This window comes from Streptomyces sp. NBC_01591 (genome assembly GCF_035918155.1).
In the GTDB taxonomy this organism is placed as follows: Bacteria; Actinomycetota; Actinomycetes; order Streptomycetales; family Streptomycetaceae; genus Streptomyces.
The window spans coordinates 5,335,140-5,350,387 of sequence record NZ_CP109327.1; the positions used below are offsets into that span (position 1 = coordinate 5,335,140).

The 15,248-nt window shown below is 69.9% G+C and carries 17 protein-coding genes; 6 read left to right on the plus strand and 11 right to left on the minus strand.

Annotated features, from left to right (window positions below; all coding sequences use genetic code 11):
* Positions 1-132: 132 nt before the first annotated feature.
* The gene (locus OG978_RS24985; RefSeq protein WP_326770153.1) at positions 133-1,689 is read left to right on the plus strand and encodes an ABC transporter substrate-binding protein; all 1,557 of its coding nucleotides are present in this window, start codon (positions 133-135) and stop codon (positions 1,687-1,689) included.
* Between the two features lie 73 nt (positions 1,690-1,762).
* Here OG978_RS24985 and OG978_RS24990 read toward each other — a convergent pair whose 3' ends face one another.
* The 4 genes from OG978_RS24990 to OG978_RS25005 all read right to left on the minus strand — a co-directional run bounded on the left by OG978_RS24990 (position 1,763) and on the right by OG978_RS25005 (position 4,752).
* Positions 1,763-2,557 carry a TetR/AcrR family transcriptional regulator gene (locus OG978_RS24990; protein WP_326767332.1) on the minus strand — a complete coding sequence of 265 codons (795 nt, stop codon included), beginning with the start codon at positions 2,555-2,557 and terminating at the stop codon, positions 1,763-1,765.
* Positions 2,558-2,580: 23 nt separating this feature from the next.
* The gene (locus tag OG978_RS24995; RefSeq protein ID WP_326767333.1) at positions 2,581-3,015 is read right to left on the minus strand and encodes a thiol-disulfide oxidoreductase DCC family protein; all 435 of its coding nucleotides are present in this window, start codon (positions 3,013-3,015) and stop codon (positions 2,581-2,583) included.
* Between the two features lie 5 nt (positions 3,016-3,020).
* Positions 3,021-3,458 (minus strand): hypothetical protein, encoded by a 438-nt coding sequence (locus tag OG978_RS25000; RefSeq protein WP_326767334.1) that lies wholly within the window; start codon positions 3,456-3,458, stop codon positions 3,021-3,023.
* A 67-nt stretch (positions 3,459-3,525) separates the two neighbouring features.
* The gene (locus tag OG978_RS25005; protein ID WP_326767335.1) at positions 3,526-4,752 is read right to left on the minus strand and encodes an MFS transporter; all 1,227 of its coding nucleotides are present in this window, start codon (positions 4,750-4,752) and stop codon (positions 3,526-3,528) included.
* An 88-nt stretch (positions 4,753-4,840) separates the two neighbouring features.
* Between OG978_RS25005 and OG978_RS25010 the strand changes: the two genes are divergently transcribed.
* Complete coding sequence (locus OG978_RS25010; protein ID WP_326767336.1) at positions 4,841-5,350, plus strand: MarR family winged helix-turn-helix transcriptional regulator; 510 nt, start codon at positions 4,841-4,843, stop codon at positions 5,348-5,350.
* Between the two features lie 11 nt (positions 5,351-5,361).
* Here OG978_RS25010 and OG978_RS25015 read toward each other — a convergent pair whose 3' ends face one another.
* Positions 5,362-5,538: a hypothetical protein gene (locus tag OG978_RS25015; RefSeq protein WP_326767337.1), complete on the minus strand. Its 177-nt coding sequence runs from the start codon at positions 5,536-5,538 to the stop codon at positions 5,362-5,364.
* 346 nt (positions 5,539-5,884) lie between these two features.
* Between OG978_RS25015 and OG978_RS25020 the strand changes: the two genes are divergently transcribed.
* Positions 5,885-6,229 carry a hypothetical protein gene (locus OG978_RS25020; RefSeq protein WP_326767338.1) on the plus strand — a complete coding sequence of 115 codons (345 nt, stop codon included), beginning with the start codon at positions 5,885-5,887 and terminating at the stop codon, positions 6,227-6,229.
* A 179-nt stretch (positions 6,230-6,408) separates the two neighbouring features.
* On the opposite strand, the gene OG978_RS25025 is transcribed toward OG978_RS25020, so the two are convergent.
* The 6 genes from OG978_RS25025 to OG978_RS25050 form a co-directional block, all read right to left on the minus strand.
* The gene (locus tag OG978_RS25025) at positions 6,409-7,008 is read right to left on the minus strand and encodes a hypothetical protein (protein WP_326767339.1); all 600 of its coding nucleotides are present in this window, start codon (positions 7,006-7,008) and stop codon (positions 6,409-6,411) included.
* A 176-nt stretch (positions 7,009-7,184) separates the two neighbouring features.
* Positions 7,185-7,952: a succinate dehydrogenase iron-sulfur subunit gene (locus OG978_RS25030; protein WP_326767340.1), complete on the minus strand. Its 768-nt coding sequence runs from the start codon at positions 7,950-7,952 to the stop codon at positions 7,185-7,187.
* Complete coding sequence (gene sdhA, locus OG978_RS25035) at positions 7,952-9,706, minus strand: succinate dehydrogenase flavoprotein subunit (RefSeq protein WP_326767341.1); 1,755 nt, start codon at positions 9,704-9,706, stop codon at positions 7,952-7,954. The genes OG978_RS25030 and sdhA overlap by 1 nt, the downstream gene beginning before the upstream one ends.
* A gap of 28 nt (positions 9,707-9,734) precedes the next feature.
* A complete protein-coding gene (locus OG978_RS25040) occupies positions 9,735-10,211 on the minus strand; it encodes a succinate dehydrogenase hydrophobic membrane anchor subunit (RefSeq protein ID WP_326767342.1) in 477 nt (158 codons plus the stop codon).
* 5 nt (positions 10,212-10,216) lie between these two features.
* Complete coding sequence (gene sdhC / locus OG978_RS25045; protein WP_326767343.1) at positions 10,217-10,597, minus strand: succinate dehydrogenase, cytochrome b556 subunit; 381 nt, start codon at positions 10,595-10,597, stop codon at positions 10,217-10,219.
* A gap of 206 nt (positions 10,598-10,803) precedes the next feature.
* Positions 10,804-11,334, minus strand: coding sequence for a 2-oxo-4-hydroxy-4-carboxy-5-ureidoimidazoline decarboxylase (locus OG978_RS25050; protein ID WP_326770154.1), 531 nt, complete (start codon positions 11,332-11,334; stop codon positions 10,804-10,806).
* 301 nt (positions 11,335-11,635) lie between these two features.
* Between OG978_RS25050 and OG978_RS25055 the strand changes: the two genes are divergently transcribed.
* From OG978_RS25055 to OG978_RS25065, 3 genes are all read left to right on the plus strand, one after another.
* A complete protein-coding gene (locus OG978_RS25055; RefSeq protein WP_326767344.1) occupies positions 11,636-13,234 on the plus strand; it encodes a beta-N-acetylhexosaminidase in 1,599 nt (532 codons plus the stop codon).
* 204 nt (positions 13,235-13,438) lie between these two features.
* Positions 13,439-14,164: a DUF4328 domain-containing protein gene (locus OG978_RS25060; RefSeq protein WP_326767345.1), complete on the plus strand. Its 726-nt coding sequence runs from the start codon at positions 13,439-13,441 to the stop codon at positions 14,162-14,164.
* A gap of 117 nt (positions 14,165-14,281) precedes the next feature.
* Entirely contained in the window at positions 14,282-14,863 is a 582-nt protein-coding gene (locus OG978_RS25065) for a hypothetical protein (RefSeq protein ID WP_326767346.1), read from the plus strand.
* Positions 14,864-15,248 lie beyond the last annotated feature (385 nt).

Sequence of the window (15,248 nt, forward strand, 5' to 3'; positions counted from 1 at the left end):
GAACAAAAGGCTATGAGTCACAGTTTTGCTCTTCCAGATGTGAATATCGTGTGATTGGCTGAACGTGAGCATGTGGTGATGTGCGTGTCTGGGCGCAACGCCGAGGTGGGGCTGGTAAGGGAGAGCACGTCAATGCGGTCGGTCCGGCTACGGATTCTCGCGATTCTCGCGGTTTTGGTCATCGCAGGCGTTGTCGCCTGGCAGCTGCTCTCCTCGGACGAGGTGAAGAACGACCCCGTCGCGGTCGGCACGACGGACGAGGTCACCTCGCTCGACCCGGCCGGTGCGTACGACGCGGGTTCCTGGGCGATGTACAGCAACATCTACCAGTCCCTGATGACGTTCAAGTCCGGGGCGGTCGTGCCCGAGCCCGACGCCGCCGAGAGCTGCGGGTTCATCGGCCAGAAGCTCCAGACGTACCAGTGCAAGCTCCGCGACGACCTGACGTTCTCCAACGGACGCAAGATCACGGCCGAGGACGTCAAGTACTCCATCGAGCGCATGATCGAGATCAAGACGGACGTCGGTCCCTGGGTGCTCTTCCCGAGCCTCAAGAACGTGGTGGCCGACGGCCGCACCATCACCTTCAACCTCTCCACGCGCGACGCGACCTTCCCGCAGAAGCTCGCCACCGGAGCCGGTTCGATCGTCGACCGCGAGTCGTACCCGGCGGACAAGCTCCGCAAGGGCAACACCGTCGACGGCTCGGGTCCGTATCTCCTGAAGACGTACCGGTCGGGCGAGATCGCCGAACTGGTCCCCAACCCCCTCTACAAGGGCGCGCTGAGCAAGACCGGTGCCCCGGTCACCGTGCACTACTACGGCAAGTCGGACGAGCTCCAGGCCGCCTGGAAGGCCAAGCTGCTCGACGTCACGCACCGCGAACTGCCGCCGGCCACGCTCGCCGAGCTGAACCCCGGTGACCCCGACCTGCGCGTCACCGAGGCGGACAGCGCCGAGATCCGCAACCTCGTCTTCAACGTCCGGCCCGGCTCCCCGCTGGCCGAGAAGAAGGTCCGGCAGGCCATCGCCTCGATCATCGACCGCGGGCCGCTGGTGACCGGTGTCTACAAGAGCACGGTCGAGCCGCTCTACTCGCTGATCCCGCAGGGCTACATCGGGCACAGCACACCGTTCTTCGACGCCTACCCCTCGCCCGACCCGGCGCGCGCCAAGAAGCTGTTGGCGGAAGCCGGCGTGCAGACGCCGCTGAACATCAGCTTCGGCTACGGCGGCGGCAACGAGACGTCCGCGAAGGAGACCGCGGAGCTCCGCCGCCAGCTGGAGGCCGACGGGCTGTTCAAGGTCAAGGTCCACGCCGTCGACTGGTTGAAGTTCCAGAAGGAGTACGCGGCCGGCAAGTACGACGCGTACACGGTCGGCTGGCTCCCCGACTACCCGGACTCCGACACCTTCAGCCAGCCGCTGGTCGGCCGCAACAACAGCCTCCACAACGGCTACTCCAGCAAGAAGGTGGACAGCCTGATCAGCTCCACGCTGCAGTACAGCGACCGCGGGCGCACCGCGGTGGACTTCAAGGAGCTCCAGGCGCAGGTCGGCGAGGACGTGCCGCTGGTCCCGCTGTGGCAGAAGAAGGACTACGTCGTCAGCACGACGGACGTCTCCGGTTCGCAGTACCTCTCGGACGGCACCGGCCTCTGGCGGCTCTGGGAACTGAAGCGGATCTGACGGTCCTGACGGTCCGCCGGACAGGACGCGGGGCGGTCGTACCGGCGCTGCCGGACGGCCGCCCGCCGTTTTTCTACGCCGATCCGCCGGACCGGCCCCGGCTCCGGGACTTCGCGGTGCCTGGCTTCGGCGTGCCGGACTTCGCCGTGCCTGGCTTCGAGGTGCCGGACTTCGCCGCGCCGGGCAGGAACTCCTCCAGCACATCGTGGACCTGCCGCACCAGCGGCCGCAGCACCCGGAACCGGGAGAGCGCGATGGCGCGGGCGCCGATCGGGGCGGAGCGCTCGACCAGGCGGCGGCTGCGTTCGGTGTGCTCCGTCCGGTCGTACACCCAGTACAGCACCAGGCCCATCTGCATCAGCCACATCAACTGCGGCAGCAGCTCAGCCAGTTCGGGGTCGGTCTTGGCGTCGGATCCGTCCAGGCATCGCCGGTGGATGGAGATCGCCGCCTCGCGGGCCGCCACCGACTCCGCCGAGAAGGGGCTGAGCGGACTCTCCGGGTCGGCGGCGTTCTTGAAGAACTGGGCGGCGAAGCGGTGGTACGGCTCCGCCACGTCCAGCCAGGTGAGCAGGACCCCGCGCATGCGCACCGCGAGGTCCCCGTCGCCGTCCAGGACCGGCTGCACGGCCGCCGCGTGCTCGGCGGCGAGCCGGTCGTAGAAGCCCTGGACGAGGTGCTCCTTGTTCGTGAAGTAGTAGTAGGCGTTCCCCACGGAGACGCCTGCCTCCTGGGCGATGGCCCGCATCGTCGTCTTGTCGTAGCCGCGTTCCTGGAAGAGCCGGAGCGCCGTTTCGAGGATGAGTGTGCGGGTCTGCTCGCTCTTGGGAGCCTTGGCTTCCTTCACGTCCTTCGCTTCCTTCACCACAGTCCCGAGGGTATCCGTCCCGGTCAGCCCTCGGATCCGGGGACCGTACAAGCACCGTCCCCGCCGCCCTGACCGCACGGTGCTGCGGTCAGGGACCGGTACTTCGCGGCGGCGAGCACGGTGGCCCGGGCGAACGGACGGCCCGCCGGGGTGGTCAGCCAGTGGGCCCTGGGCCGGTGCTCGGCCAGCGCCCAGAGGCAGACGATCCACGCGGAGGTCCCGCGGTAGATCTGCCCCCGGTCGCCGATCACCGTGATCTCGTCCAGCGTCCCGGCGTGATCGAGCCCGGGGAAGCGGCGGCGCGCCTCCTCGGAGGCCGCCGGGACGAGGTCGAGCGGGACGAGCTGACGTTGCTTCATCAGCCACTGCCGCAGATGGAGGCAGAGCGAGCACCGCGCGTCGTACAGCACCGTGAGGCGCTCGACGGAGAGCCGCTGCCCGCCGGATCCGTCCGTCACGGCGCTCAGACCCTCGGGGCGGGTGCCGCCCACGGGCCGTGGCCCGGTCCAGGCCCCGTCCAGCCCTGCGGGGCCACGGGCGGGGTCTGCTCACGCTCCATCAGGCCGCGGCGGCGGATCTTGTTGAGCACATAGACATTGCCGAGGTGCATCACGCCGAGGACGAGCAGGACGACGCCGAGCTTCACCGACAGTGCCTCGAAGAGTCCGCGGGCGTCGGTGACGCCGTCGGAGTTCCGCAGGTAGAGGGTGACGAAGCCCAGGTTGACCAGGTAGAAGCCGACCACCAGCAGGTGGTTGACGGCATCGGCGAGCTTCTCGTTCCCGTGCAGCACATCGGCGAGGAACACCTTGCCGTTGCGGCTGAGCGTGCGCGCGACCCAGACGGTCAACGCCACGCTGATCAGCAGGTAGATGACATACGCGACAACAGTGAGGTCCATGCCCCACCCTCCCTTGAACGCGTTCAAAAGCTGTTGTCATGGACTGTAGACCTGTATTTGAACATGTTCAAGCCGGGACTCCGGAAGCTTGTTCCGCCTGCTTTCCGGGCGCCCCGAAGCGCCGTACGCCCGACACCGCCGCCGTCCCCAGGCAGGCCGCGCCGACCGCCACCGCGGCGACGGTCAGGGGTACTTCGGCACCCCAGGCCGAGGCCGCGAGCGGGGCCAGGGCGTAGCCGAGCGGCATCGCGCCGAGGGAGAGCAGCCAGTCGTACGAGGTCACCCGGGCCAGGGCGTGCGCCGGTACGGCGGACTGGACCGAGGTCGCCCAGACCGGGCCGAGGAAGCCGAGGCCGGCCTGGGCGACGCCGTACGCGGCGATGGTGAGCGCGACCGGTGCATGGGCGGCCAGCAGGCCGAGCGGCAGGGCATACGTGGCGAGGCCCAGGTTGGCCACCAGGACCGGGCGGCGGGGGCGGGCCCGGCCGGCCAGCAGGGAGCCGAGGAGCAGGCCGACCGCACCGGTCTGCAGGAAAGCGACCCAGACGCCCTTGCCGCCCAGCTCCCGGACGAAGAGCGCCGGGCCGACCGTCATCAGGACGGCCGCCGCGCCGTTCCAGACGGCGTGCGCGATCAGGCTCGTCCAGTACCAGTCGCGGCTGCGGACCTCGCTCCAGCCCTCCTTGAGGTCGGTGAACAGCGAACGCCGGGGGATGGGGACGTGCCGGACCTCGACGGCGGACAGCAGTGCGGCGCTCACCGCGAAGCTGAGGCCGTCCAGCACGAAGGCCCAGCCCGGACCCGCGGTGAGGATCAGCACACCGGCGAGGGCCGGTCCGCCGAGCCGCGTGGTGCTGCTGACGACCGCCATCAGCGAGTTGGCGCGCAGCAGCCCGGACTCCGCCACGGTGCCGCGGATCAGCGGTGACGCGGTCGGCATCGCGAACGCCCCGGCGGCGCCGCCGATCGCCTCGGCGAGGGCGATCTGCCAGAGCGCGGGGGAGCCGCCGAGCAGCTCCGCGCCGACGAAGAGCTGGGTCGCGCACCGTACGAGATCTGTGGTGAGCGCGACCGTACGGGCGTTGAAGCGGTCGCCCACGACGCCGCCCAGCGGCAGCAGGAGCAGCTTGGGGACCATTGCGCAGCCCAGGACCAGGGCGAGCGCTCCGGTCGAGCCGGTGGCCAGATAGACGGCCAGGGAGAGGGCGGTGGGGATGACGGCGTCGCCGAGCAGCGAGAGGGTGCGGCCGATGAAGAGCAGGCGGAAGGCGCGCGTGCGCAAGGGGTGTGGCATGCGCGAGAATCTATTTCGTTACCGAACTATTCGTCAACGAAATATTAGGTTCCGAAGGGAAGTTGGGGGCCGGGCGTACGCTTTCCCCATGGAGCGACGCGACTGGACCGACGGACATGTGGAGCGCTGGAAGCCCGTGCTTCCCGGCCTCGATCCCGATGTCGAGGGCGCGGTGACCCGCATGAAGAAGCTCTCAGTCCATCTGCGCCGGGTACGCGAACAGTCCCTGGTCGACTTCGACCTGGACCGCCAGGAGTTCGACACGCTCCACAAGCTGGCCGGACGCGGCGGGAAGGCGGCCCCCTCCGAGCTCGCCGCCGACCTCGACCTCGCGCCCGCCTCCGTCACCGGCCGGCTGGACGCGCTCGAACGGCGCGGCTTCGTCCGCCGCACACCCTCCACCACCGACCGCCGACGGGTCGACGTGGAACTCACCGATGAGGGCCGCTCGACCTGGCTGGGCGCGATGGACGTCCTCGGCCACGAGGAGTACCGGCTGCTCGGCGTCCTCGGCAAGGACGAACGCACGCTGCTCAACGACATGCTGCGGCGCGTCATGATGGTCGCCGAGGACCGGGGCGGCGACGCCTGGGACTGAGCCGAGGGCGCTCAGCGGGTCCGGTCGGTGCCGTCTACCCCGTCGGCCCGGTCTGCCCCGTCGGTCGCGCCGGCCGCCTCGTCGGGTCCGGCCACGGCGCGGTCGGCGAACTCCGCCTTCAGCTCGTCCAGGTCCTTCGCGAGGATGCTGCCGAGCGCCTCGTTCCACTGCTCGGCCGCCTGCTCCACCGAGGCCCGGAAGCCGCGGCGCAGCGGTACGCACGCTAGGGCCTGTCCGGCGGATCATGGCCGGGGTCGCGGCGTCTGGCACGGCACCTCGCGGCGTTGCCGAAACGTCCGAATAGCTCCGCTATAAGACGCTCCGGCGCCTTGCGATGCACCGCACCAGACGCCGCGCCCTGTCCGACCCTGATCCGCCGGACAGGCCCTAGCAGCAGCGCGAGCGCGGCGACCGGCCGCAGCAGCAGACGCCCGTGCACGCTCAGCGTGACATCGACGTGCCACCGGCCCGGGCTCCGCCCGGCGCGGCCGCAGGTACAGGCGGGCGATCCCCAGCCGGTGCTTCAGCCGTGCGGTGGCCGGTGCACGGGCCACCGGAGGCGCCCCGGGTGCGAGGGCTGCAGCCGCCCACCAGGCGGCCAGGTCGAGCGAGGCCCTGCCCGACATGCGGAGCATCGACCCCGAGCCCTCGGAGCCCCGGACCCGCCCCTCCACCTTCAGCGACTCCGGGCGGGCGGGGTTGCGCAGCCGCAGGGCCATCCGCCCGGACAACTCCGGTGACCGCAGCAGCTGTTCGACGGCGATGGCGTCGCGCCGCCACTCCCGTATGACTGTCGCCTCCAGCTCCTGGGAGCCGGAGCCGGAGTCGGAGCCGGAGCCGGAGGCACGGTGCTCGTACCGGGCGCCGGGCCGCAGATGACGGCCCCTGACCAGGGCGAGGCCGGGGACGGCCCGCCCGTCCGGCAGCACGATGTCCTGGCCCCGGGCCCGGGTGGACCCGGCGAGCTCCAGGGCCACCGCGGCGTACGCGTCGAGCAGTTCACGGTCCGGCGCGACGACGGTGACGGTGTGGTGGAGGCGGGCCATCGGCGTCGGCCGTCAGATGCTCATCGCGCGGGCCGTGTTGAGCTGGGCCATCACCATGGGGAAGGTGTCGGGGCCGACCGCCGGGACCATCGTCGAGTGGTGGCGCCCGCCGCTGGTCACCGAGACCTGGACGAAGCCGGTCGTCCGCTTCTCCTTCATCAGGAGGAACAACAGGCCGACCAGGCAGAACAGCGCGAAGATGATCGCGAGCACGATCCCCACCGTCGGGATCTTCTCCTCGGTGCGCGTCAGGTCCGTGGCCGTCCACACCGCGCCCTTGAGCGGCATCGGACCGGCCGGCGTCATGATCTGGTCCTGCATGACGGCGATGTCACCGAACGCCAGGACCGGCATACCCGCGCCCATCGGCGCACCCGGCTGCTGCGGGAAACCGTGACCGGGCATGGTGGGCTGGGCCGCGACACCCTGGGGGTAGCCGTAGCCGGGGCCGGGCTGGACCGCGGACTCGGGCAGCGGCTGCGGGTAGCCGTACGCCGGGGCGCCCGGACCGGGGTGTGCCTGGCCGTCCGCGACGGTCGGCGGATTGCCCGGCTGCTGGGGAGCCGGCCCCCACTTGTATGAGTCGTCCGCGTACGGATTCGGATCGCTCAACGTTCCCCGCTCTCGATCAAGCCTGTGCGCCCCGGGCCCTGCTGGGCCGGCGGCGAACCGGCGCCCGGTTCCGGACGACCGTACCGTCAAGACCCGGGCGACGCAGCAAGAGGCCCCGTTCTCCGCAGTGTTCCTGCGGAGAACGGGGCCGGATGCGGCTGCCGCGGAGGTGGCGGTCAGAAGCGGCGCGTGATCAGCGCCCGCTTGACCTCCTGGATCGCCTTGGTGACCTCGATGCCACGCGGGCAGGCGTCCGTGCAGTTGAAGGTGGTGCGGCAGCGCCACACACCGTCACGGTCGTTGAGGATCTCCAGGCGCTGCTCGCCGCCCTCGTCGCGCGAGTCGAAGATGAAGCGGTGCGCGTTGACGATCGCCGCCGGGCCGAAGTACTGGCCGTCGTTCCAGAACACCGGGCACGAGGACGTGCACGCGGCGCAGAGGATGCACTTGGTGGTGTCGTCGAAGCGCTCGCGGTCCTCGGCGGACTGCAGACGCTCACGGGTCGGCTCGTTCCCCTTGGTGATGAGGAAGGGCATGACGTCGCGGTACGCCTGGAAGAACGGGTCCATGTCGACCACGAGGTCCTTGAGGACCGTGAGGCCCTTTATGGCCTCGACCGTGATCGGCTTCTCCGGGTTGATGTCCTTGATCAGCGTCTTGCAGGCGAGCCTGTTCTTGCCGTTGATCCGCATCGCGTCGGAGCCGCAGATGCCGTGCGCGCAGGAGCGGCGGAAGGTCAGGGTGCCGTCCGTCTCCCACTTGATCTTGTGAAGGGCGTCGAGCACACGCTCCTTCGGGTCGATCGAGATCTGGAAGTCCTGCCACTGGACCTCGTCGGAGACCTCGGGGTTGAAGCGGCGGATCCGGAGAGTGACCGTGATGTACGGGGAGGCAGGGGACGCCGAGGGATTGGTCTCGACCTTGTCCAGAATCGGGGTTGCCATCAGTACTTACGCTCCATCGGCTGGTAGCGGGTCTGGACGACCGGCTTGTAGTCGAGCCGGATCGACTCGGTGCCGTCGGCCGAGACCTCGCGGTACGCCATGGTGTGGCGCATGAAGTTGACGTCGTCGCGGTTCGGGTAGTCCTCGCGGTAGTGACCGCCGCGGGACTCCTTGCGGGCCAGCGCGGAGGTCGCCATGACCTCGGCCAGGTCGAGCAGGTTGCCCAGCTCGACGGCCTCCAGGAGGTCCGTGTTGAACCGCTTGCCCTTGTCCTGGATGGACACATCGAGGTAGCGCTCGCGCAGCTCGGCGATCTTGTCGACGGCCGTCTTGATGGTCTGCTCGGTGCGGAACACCATCACATTGGCGTCCATGCACTCCTGCAGCTCCTGACGGATCGTCGCGACCCGCTCGGTGCCCGTCGAGCTGAGCAGCCGCTCGATCTGCTCCTCGACCATCTGCGCCGGGTTCTCGGGAAGCTCGACGAAGTCGTTCTTCACGGCGTACTCGGCGGCGCCGATGCCCGAACGGCGTCCGAAGACGTTGATGTCGAGCAGCGAGTTGGTGCCCAGCCGGTTGGCGCCGTGCACCGAGACGCAGGCGACCTCGCCGGCGGCGTACAGGCCCGGGACGACGGTGGTGTTGTCGGCCAGCACCTCGCCCTCGACGTTGGTCGGGATGCCGCCCATGGCGTAGTGCGCGGTCGGCTGGATCGGGATCGGGTCCGTGTAGGGCTCGATGCCGAGGTACGTACGCGCGAACTCGGTGATGTCCGGGAGCTTGGCGTCCAGCTGCTCCGGCGGCAGGTGCGTGAGGTCGAGGTAGACGTGGTCGCCCTCGGGACCGCAGCCGCGGCCCTCACGGATCTCCGTGTAGATGGAGCGGGACACGACGTCACGGGACGCGAGGTCCTTCATGACCGGCGCGTACTTCTCCATGAAGCGCTCGCCGTCCTTGTTGCGGAGGATGCCGCCCTCACCGCGGGCGCCCTCCGTCAGCAGGATGCCCATGCGCCAGATGCCCGTCGGGTGGAACTGGAAGAACTCCATGTCCTCCAGCGGCAGGCCCCGGCGCCAGGCGGCGGCCTGGCCGTCACCGGTCAGGGTGTGCGCGTTGGACGTCACCTTGAAGAACTTGCCGGTGCCGCCGGACGCGAAGATGATCGACTTCGCCTGGAAGACGTGGATCTCGCCGGTCGCCAGCTCGTACGCGACGACGCCGACGGACTTCTTGACTCCGTCGACCTCCTGGAGCAGCAGGTCCAGGACGTAGAACTCGTTGAAGAACTCCACACCCTCCTTGACGCAGTTCTGGTACAGCGTCTGGAGGATCATGTGGCCGGTGCGGTCCGAGGCGTAGCAGGACCGGCGGACCGGGGCCTCGCCGTGGCTACGGGTGTGACCGCCGAAGCGGCGCTGGTCGATGCGGCCCTCGGGCGTGCGGTTGAACGGCAGGCCCATCTTCTCCAGGTCGAGGACGGCGTCGATGGCCTCCTTCGCCAGGATCTCGGCGGCGTCCTGGTCGACCAGGTAGTCGCCGCCCTTGATGGTGTCGAAGGTGTGCCACTCCCAGTTGTCCTCCTCCACGTTGGCGAGCGCGGCGGCCATGCCGCCCTGCGCGGCGCCCGTGTGGGAGCGGGTCGGGTACAGCTTCGTGAGCACGGCGGTACGGCTGCGCTTCGTGGACTCGATGGCCGCGCGCATACCGGCGCCGCCGGCGCCGACGATGACGGTGTCGTACTTGTGGATCTGCATGATTTCCTCTGGTCCCTCTGCCCGGCGCCTAGCGGATGTTCGGGTCGAAGGTGAAGATCACCAGCGTGCCCAGCAGGACGGTGAACACCGTGGCGGTGTACAGCAGCATCTTCAGCCAGAAACGGGTGTTGTCCCGTTCGGCGTAGTCGTTGATGACCGTACGGAGACCGTTGGCGCCGTGCAGCATGGCCAGCCACAGCATCGCCAGGTCCCAGACCTGCCAGAACGGCGAGGCCCAGCGGCCCGCCACGAAGGCGAAGCCGATCTTGGAGACGCCGCCGTCCAGCACCAGCTGGATCAGCAGGTGGCCCAGGACCAGGACGACCAGGACGATGCCCGACAGGCGCATGAAGAGCCAGGCGTACATCTCGAAGTTGGTGCGCGAACCCTTGGGGGTCTTGCCGGTCCGCTTGCGCGGCGGCTCGATGACCGGTGCCGGGTTGTCGGCGTCGTACAGGCCGACGCCCTCGACGGAGCCGATCGCGGCGGAGGACTCGGTGGACATTGGCCTCAGCTCCCGAATACTTCGCGTACGGCGTGGCCGAGGACCGGGTACAGCGCCCCGACCATCAGCACGACCCAGATACCCACGGCCGACCAGAGCATCTGCTTCTGGTAGCGCGGGCCCTTGGCCCAGAAGTCCACGGCGACGATACGGAGACCGTTCAGCGCGTGGAAGAGAATCGCGGCCACCAGGCCGTATTCGAGGAGCGCGACGATCGGCGTCTTGTACGTGGCCACGACCTCGTCGTAGGCCTCGGGGGAGACGCGGACGAGAGCGGTGTCCAGGACGTGTACGAACAGGAAGAAGAAAATGAGGACACCGGTGACTCGATGAGCCACCCAGGACCACATGCCTTCCCGGCCGCGGTACAGCGTTCCAGCCGGCACGGAAGAACCCTCCGGGAGCGGGGATTGGGGCCGGCCGGCTTGACTGTCGGTCTGACCCGGCCGGGTACGGTCCACCGGCCCCGGCCATCGTAGCGACGGTTTGTCGGTTCGTTCGCGCGGGGGCCCGCGGTGTGATCAAAGTGGCAATCAAACAGGCACGGACGGGCTAGAAAAGGCTGCTGGCCCCGTCCGCCGAGCCCGTTCCGTTATGAACCCGATACCAGGTCGATGATGCGGCCCCGGGCGAGTCGGCGCATCTCGTCCGCGGTGACCACCCGCTCCTGGTCGGGTTCGTGGCCCAGCCTGGCCCGGATCCCGGCCAGTACCTGGTCCGGCTGCTCGGCCGGCTCCAGTCCGTCCACGCACATCACGAAGACATGGCCGAAGCGGGACTCGTACGCGGCGTGCGCGGCCCGCAGCGCGAGGTGGGCGGAGTGCGGCGCGGCGTGGTGCAGACAGGGCGAGACCTCGACGGCGAGCGCCTCGGCGAGATCCGCCGGGGCCAGGTCGTAGCCCGCCTCGTCGGCCGCGGCCAGCAGCGCGCCCAGGTCGGGATAGGGGCGGTGGGCGGCCAGCCGCTGCGCCCAGCGGTGGCTGCCGCAGCAGTCCAGCAGGGCGGCCTCGGCCTCGGCGGGCGGCACGGAGTTGAAGCGGTCGAGGCCCGGGGCGTGCGCCGGGCCCTGCGCGGTGGCGGAACTCTGGACGGGTACGGCCGTCCGGGTGGCCGGTTGCCTCAGTTGCTCCGGGAGGCCGGCGTGGGACTCGCTGGACCTGGACAGCGTGGGCTCCTCGGGTCAAAAACGGCATCTGTGACCCTGGAGCGGGACGGGACGGACGAAACCAGGCAGATGCAGGGTGAAGGGAGAGACGAATGTGCCTCAAAGCTAGCCAGGCGGGGCAACGGACGTCCGACAGATGCGCGAACTTCACCCGGACGGGAGAGTTTCTGAACGCCTGATAAACCGTAATCCAAGGAGAATGCCCGGCTGTCTCCCTGCTTCTGCTGTGTTTTCCGTAAATAACGGAGGTTTCTGAACGATGTCGCCCTCACGTGGCGCTCTCGTGACCGGTGCGGTCCTCACCGCGGCGGCTGCCGCGACGATCGCCGTCATCGTCTGGCCGGAAGGCTCCGGGACCGGACCCGCCGGAGAGTCGTCGGAAGCCCGCACCCCCGCGCCCGCCCCCTCGCCGACCCGGAGCTACCCGCTCTCCACCGCCCCGCGCACCATCCCCGCCGTACGGGAGCACATCGCCGCCCGCGGCCCCGGCTGGCGCCCCGGCCCGGACGGCGGGGTCGTCATCGCCGACGGCAGCGGGACGCTCGCGGACGAAGGACAGCTGCTGGCCAAGGAGCTGAAGATCCATTACCGGGGCGACGTCCCCGCCCGCGCGGGCGATGTGGAGCTGGCCCTCGCCCCGGGCAAGGGCGCCCCCGAGTCGTACACCCTCGACGTCCACGACGGACGGGTCAGGATCAGCGGAGCCGACCAGGCCGGGGTCTTCTACGGGACCCGCACCCTGAAGCAGTCGGTACGCGCCGACGGCGCGATGCCGGAGGGCGAGGTGCGCGACCGCCCGGACCGGCCGCAGCGCGGCCTCAACCTCGACATCGCGCGCAAGCACTACACCGCCGCCTGGATCGAGGACCGGCTGCGCGAGATGGCCGACCTCAAGCTCAACCAGCTCGGCCTGCACTTCTCCGACGACCAGGCCTTCCGTATCGAGTCCGACACCCACCCCGAGGTGGTGTCGCCGGAGCACCTCACCAAGGCGGAGGTACGGCAGATCGTCGGTCTCGCGGGCCGGCTGCACATCGACGTCGTCCCGGAGATCGACTCCCCGGGGCATCTCGGCGCGGTGCTGCGGGCCCACCCCGACCTCCAGCTGCGCAATGTGTCGGGCACGCGCTCGCCCGGATCGCTCGACATCTCCAACCCGGCCTCGGCGAAGCTCGTCGACGAACTCCTGGGCGAGTACACCGAGCTGTTCGGCGGCGCGTACTGGCATCTGGGCGCCGACGAGTACCTCGCGCTGATGGCGCGGGACCCGGCCGCCTCGTATCCGCAGCTGCAGCGCGCCGCCCAGCAGAAGTACGGAGCGCAGGCCGGCATCAAGGACCTGGCGACCGGCTGGCTGAACGACCGCGCGGCGGTGGTGCGCCCGCACGGCAAACGGCCCAAGGCGTGGAACGACGGCTTCTTCCGCGACGGGACCGTCCACGCCGACAAGGACATCGAGGTCGAGTACTGGACGGGCAGGGAGTACGGCGCCCGGCAGCCGGAGGAGTATCTGCGCGAGGGACGGCGCGTGGTGAACCTCAACGACGAGTACCTCTATTACGTGCTCGGCCAGCCCAACAACTTCGTCTACCCGACGGGTGAGCGGATCTACGAACAGTGGACCCCGCTCGTCCTGCGCGGCACCCGGCCGGTCCCGGCGAGCTACTCCGGCCAGATCCTCGGCGGCCGGTTCGCGGTCTGGGGCGACCTCCCGCAGGCGCAGACCCCGGCGCAGGTGGCGCAGGGCATCAGGATGCCGCTGCGCGCGACCGCCCAGAAGCTGTGGGTTCCGGGCAGGCCGGCGCTGTCCTGGGACCGGTTCCGGGCGCTGGCCGCACGGATCGACGGGGCGGGCTGAGCGGAATCGGCGTGGACAGCGGGGTGGGCGGGGGTTAGGTTCCGCATGCGCGTTCCGGGGAGGAGCGCGCGTTCTCGCGTTCGCGCTCAGAACCTTGGGGGGTTCCACTTCATGCTGTGCTCCACCTGCCGTCTCAGACCGCCGGTCACCGACGACGGACGCTGTCTGCCTTGTGCCGGTCCGGCCGGTCCGGTGGCGGCCCCGATGCCGCCTGCCCCGGCCTTCTACGCGCCGCAGCAGTATCTGCGCTCGCCCGAGGGGCTCGCGAAGGCCGTCGTCGTGCTGCTGGTGATCGTCGCGGTGGCGGACCTGCTCGCCGTGGCGGCGGGGGTGAACATCCGCCGCGTGCTCGCGGCCGGACTGGAGAACGACTTCGCGACGTACGACGAAGCGGAGGCGACCCTCGCGGACAATCTGTACGGATCCGCGAGCGTGCTGCAGACCCTTGTGTACCTGGCCACCGGGGTCGTCTTCATCATCTGGTTCCGGCGGGTACGGCTCAACGCCGAGGTGTTCGACCCGAGCATGCAGTCGATGAGGCCCGGCTGGGCCGTCGGCGCCTGGTTCATCCCGATCGCCAACTGGGTGCTGCCGCGCCGGATCGCGGGCGGCATCTGGACCGCGAGCGCCCAGACCAACACCGACGGCAGCTGGCGCACGGTCCCGGCCACCCTGATGAACCTGTGGTGGGGCGCCTGGGTCTGCTCGCAGATCATTTCCCAGTACACGGCCCGGCGGTACTGGGTGGCCGAGCAGCCGCAGGAAATCCTGGACACGACGGGCCTGTTGATGGTGACCGACGTCTTCGACATCGTGGCCGCGGTGCTCGCCATCCTCTTCGTGCGCAAGCTGACCCGGATGCAGGGGGAGCGGGCGGCCCTCGGCGTGTATCCGCTGGGCGCGCCGGGCCTGGCGGAGCGCGCCCACTGAACGATGTGATTCGGCCCCCACAGTGACGGTTTTGAGCCATTCGGCGCTGAACGCGGTAACAGGAACCGCCCAGTCCCCATGTGTGCGCGGACGGGGGCGTGCCGACGGGAGACGCCGATGAGCCTGCTGGAACTGATCGCCGCAGCCGATGAGCGCGGGCTCGCCGCGAGCGCGGTCGCCTGCCTCGACCGCTGCCTGCCGCAGCCCGTGGACGGAGCGGACCCGGATCCGCTCCGTCCGCTCTGGGCGGGTTGCACGGACGCGGCACTCTGGCCGGACCGCCTCGCGGAGGTCCGTGCGGTGCTGGACGCCGCGGCCGACGAGGAGGGTGCGGCCCCGCGGATCCGGAGGCTGCTGGGCGAGGCGCCCGTGGACCGGGCGGTGCCGGGGCTGCGGGAGTGGGCCGACGCGTGCTCGCTGCTGGCCCTGGAGGTCCACCTCGGCCCGGACCCGGCGGAGGCCGCCGACGCGGAGACGGTGCGGCGCTGCCGTGAGGGCGATCCGGACGGGGCCGGGCCGCTGCCGGCCGGGGAGCTGCGCCGGCAGATCCGGATCCTGGAGCTGCTGGCGGAGACCGCGGACGCCTCGGCCGCGGGCGCCGGACTGCGCCAGGTGCTGGACGTGTCGGCGGAGGGGCAGCGGGTGCTGCGCGCGGCGGTTTCGCGGCGGGCGCGGCGTGATCCGAACGAAAGGCCTTAGGGCCTGTCCGGCGGATCAGGGTCGGACAGGCCCTAAGGAAATCGAGGACGACCGGGGCCGCCACCCCCGGCCCGGCTGAGCCGTAAAAGTGCCCTGACCAGGTGTTTTGTCGCCCGGATGGAGGTTCTCGTTTACCGCCTGAGCCAGCCCCGTCCAGGTGTTTCCGCCTGTTCCTGGCATCGGTTGGTCACGCGTTGGCCACGTGACCAACCGATGGATCGGCTACTGCGGGCTGTCCTGGCAGAGGTGGACTCACTGGTGGGATGCCCGAGTGGAGGCCAAGGAGTCCGTCATGTCGAGTTCCGCTTCAACATCTGAGCGGATCAAATGACACCGCGTTGGCTGCCTGGGAAACACACAGGGCGGATGCGCTGGACACGCGTGC

Coding starts and splice junctions, on each gene's coding strand:
- OG978_RS24985 (WP_326770153.1), top strand. CDS start 133: ATGCGGTCGGTCCGGCTACGGATTCTCGCGATTCTCGCGGTTTTGGTC.
- OG978_RS25000 (WP_326767334.1), bottom strand. CDS start 3,458: ATGGACCTCACTGTTGTCGCGTATGTCATCTACCTGCTGATCAGCGTG.
- OG978_RS25005 (WP_326767335.1), bottom strand. CDS start 4,752: ATGCCACACCCCTTGCGCACGCGCGCCTTCCGCCTGCTCTTCATCGGC.
- OG978_RS25010 (WP_326767336.1), top strand. CDS start 4,841: ATGGAGCGACGCGACTGGACCGACGGACATGTGGAGCGCTGGAAGCCC.
- OG978_RS25030 (WP_326767340.1), bottom strand. CDS start 7,952: ATGGCAACCCCGATTCTGGACAAGGTCGAGACCAATCCCTCGGCGTCC.
- sdhA (WP_326767341.1), bottom strand. CDS start 9,706: ATGCAGATCCACAAGTACGACACCGTCATCGTCGGCGCCGGCGGCGCC.
- OG978_RS25040 (WP_326767342.1), bottom strand. CDS start 10,211: ATGTCCACCGAGTCCTCCGCCGCGATCGGCTCCGTCGAGGGCGTCGGC.
- OG978_RS25055 (WP_326767344.1), top strand. CDS start 11,636: ATGTCGCCCTCACGTGGCGCTCTCGTGACCGGTGCGGTCCTCACCGCG.
- OG978_RS25060 (WP_326767345.1), top strand. CDS start 13,439: ATGCCGCCTGCCCCGGCCTTCTACGCGCCGCAGCAGTATCTGCGCTCG.
- OG978_RS25065 (WP_326767346.1), top strand. CDS start 14,282: ATGAGCCTGCTGGAACTGATCGCCGCAGCCGATGAGCGCGGGCTCGCC.